Annotated in this window: 3 protein-coding genes; 2 read left to right on the top strand and 1 reads right to left on the bottom strand. The window is 61.4% G+C overall.

What is annotated here, in order from left to right; genetic code table 11:
- Positions 1–630, top strand: a 630-nt coding sequence (locus ACEK02_RS02785; RefSeq protein WP_371420278.1) for a nucleotidyl transferase AbiEii/AbiGii toxin family protein, incomplete at its 5' end; no start/stop codon positions are given.
- A 345-nt stretch (positions 631–975) separates the two neighbouring features.
- Here the strand turns inward: ACEK02_RS02785 and ACEK02_RS02780 are convergent.
- Positions 976–1,251, bottom strand: a complete 276-nt coding sequence (locus tag ACEK02_RS02780; RefSeq protein WP_371420277.1) for an HU family DNA-binding protein — start codon at positions 1,249–1,251, stop codon at positions 976–978.
- A 169-nt stretch (positions 1,252–1,420) separates the two neighbouring features.
- On the opposite strand from ACEK02_RS02780, the gene ACEK02_RS02775 reads away from it, so the two are divergent.
- Positions 1,421–2,323, top strand: coding sequence for a hypothetical protein (locus tag ACEK02_RS02775; RefSeq protein WP_371420276.1), 903 nt, complete (start codon positions 1,421–1,423; stop codon positions 2,321–2,323).
- The last annotated feature ends 125 nt before the right edge of the window (positions 2,324–2,448 follow it).

The following is a 2,448-nucleotide window of genomic DNA, read 5'->3' as shown; positions in this document are numbered from 1 at the left end:
AGACGGGTCACTTCTCGATGGAAAACCCGGGTCACTTCTCAGTGGAAATCAACAGCCGAGGAGGTTTTCGCGCTCAAGGGCGGCACGGCCATCAACCTGTTCGAGTGGGATCTTCCGCGGCTATCGGTCGATATCGACCTGACCTATCTCCCGGTCGAGGACCGCACCCGGTCCTTGCGCGCGATCGGTGAGGCGCTTGCTCGGATCAAATCCGAAATCGAGCGGCGTCTGCCTCCAACCCGGGTCACGATGACGCGACAGGGCCAGGAAGGAATGGAGATCAAGCTCAACTGCCAGCGCGACAAGACCCAGATCAAGGTGGAGGTGAACCCCACCCTGCGCGGCCAACTCCTTCCTCTCCGCGACCTTCCCAGCTCGGATCGCGTGCAGGAGAGGTTCGAAGCCTTCGTCGAGGCGCGCTGCATCTCGCACGGGGAGCTTTTTGGCGGCAAGATCTGCGCCGTGCTCGACCGGCAGCATCCGCGTGATCTGTTCGATGTGAGGCGTCTGCTGGAGGGGAGGGCCTCACAGCGGAGGTTCGTCACGGGTTCGTCGCGGCTCTGGTCAGTCACAGCCGTCCGGTCGCGGAGCTTCTCCGCCCGAGGCGCAAGGACCAGGACGCAACATTAAAGGCCCAGTTCGAGGGAATGCCCTTCGAGCCTTTCAGCTATGACGATCACGAGCAGACGCTCGATCGCCTGGTAGATGCGATCCACGCCACCCTTGTCGCCGACGATCGCCGGTTCCTCGAGAGCTTCGAGGGAGGGGAACCGGTTTGGGAAGTTATCCCTTGCCGGCGATCCGCGACTTACCGGCGCCGCAGTTCAAGCTGATGCACATCCGCAAGTTCCAGGAGGCGCAGCCGGGAAGGCATGAGGCGAGTCTGGCTGTTCTGCGAGAAGCGCTCCTGGCGTGAGCCATCGAGAGGAAGCTAGGGACGCCTCGATCCAGAGGTGACGAAGCGCCCCCAGGCAATCAGCCGTTAAGCTTGTCCTTGACGGCCTTCGCCACGGTGAAGGTGAGTTTACGGGAGGCTGCAATCGTGATGGTCTCGCCATTGGCGGGGTTACGACCTGGGCGGGCGGGCACGTCCTTCACCTTGAACTTGCCGAAACCGTTCAGGCTGACGTCCTCGCCCTTCGCCGCTGCATCGGCGATAGCAGCGAAAACCAGCTCAACAGCTTTGCGGGCATCCGCCTTGGTCGAACCGGTCGCACTGGCGAGGTTTTCAGCGAGTTCATTGTTATTCATTTGGATGGTCCTCCGTGGCTGTTGATAGGGAGCATGCATAGCCGCTCCAGCGGGCCGACGCTATCAATGCAATGGGTCTGCATGAACATGATGGTGTCGATCACGGCGAGATGTGATCGTCTGCTGCAGTGCGGCCTGATGACCAGAGACGGAGAAACAGGAAATCACCATGCAGTCACGTCGAAATTTTCTTATCATGGCGGTAGGAAGCGGGGTAGTCGGGGCGATCACGGTGCCCGCGCTGGCGCGGGCCAAGGCGGCACGTGCCAAGGGTGCGACAGCGATCACCCAAGTCTTTGGCGACGGCGCCAGGTTCACGGCTGTTGCGGTTGAGTATGACGAGCCGGTCAAAGCATCGAAGCTGTCGCCGGGGTCATTCAACGTGGCAGGACGCACCGTCACGAGCGTTTTTGCCAGCATCTCTGCCGATCCGGCCGAGCGAGCGCCGGAAGGAAAATTCGTCATCGTGATGCTTTCGCCGGAAGACGAAAATGCGGGCCTGGCCCGCAAAGTCGCGACGCAGGGCAGCGGCGGCGGTCCCGGCAAGGCCGGCGACATTCCGACCTACGACACGACCTGGCCGCCGGCTTCCGCCACGGTCGCGCAATCCCGCGGAAGCGCCGTCGCGACGACGCAGGTCAAGAACCTGATCGTCGACGATTTTGGTCAGTTCGAGTTCGATGATCCGGCGACGGGGAAGCTGCTGCGCTATAATCTGTTCGTGCCGAAACCTTACGATCCGGGCCGGACCTACGAGGATACCGGGAAGGGATCGGTTCTCTGGAGCCTCGATAGCAACGATCGCCATGCCCTCACCCTCGGCCGCGTCACGCATCACCGTGAGCAAAACAATCTTGCCCACACCGCGCAGACCATAGAGGACGCTCGGGCGTGCTGCGCGCGCCGCGCGAATCCGGTCGAGTGCGACCGCGTTGCGCTCAAGCAGCGCATCGCGTCCCGCCAACTCCGGAGGCCGAGTGCCGACGCCAGGCGCGAAAGGGTTGCGTCGAGGATCTATAGCGAGGTTATGCTAGTTTATCGTTTTTCTGTAAACTTGATAACCTCGCTATAAGTCTTGCTTCGAAAGTGCGAGTAAGCCCCTGATCGAGATTTCCACCGACAAAGTCGGAGGACGCACACAGAGAGGTGGCCTGGCAAAACTGCACAGCGGGTTAAGTGGATTTTCTGCCTGACGGC

It is taken from the genome of Tardiphaga sp. (genome assembly GCF_041424195.1).
GTDB lineage: Bacteria > Pseudomonadota > Alphaproteobacteria > Rhizobiales > Xanthobacteraceae > Tardiphaga.
The sequence above is the reverse complement of the archived record's forward strand: the minus strand, read 5'-3'. Positions and strand labels throughout refer to the sequence as shown.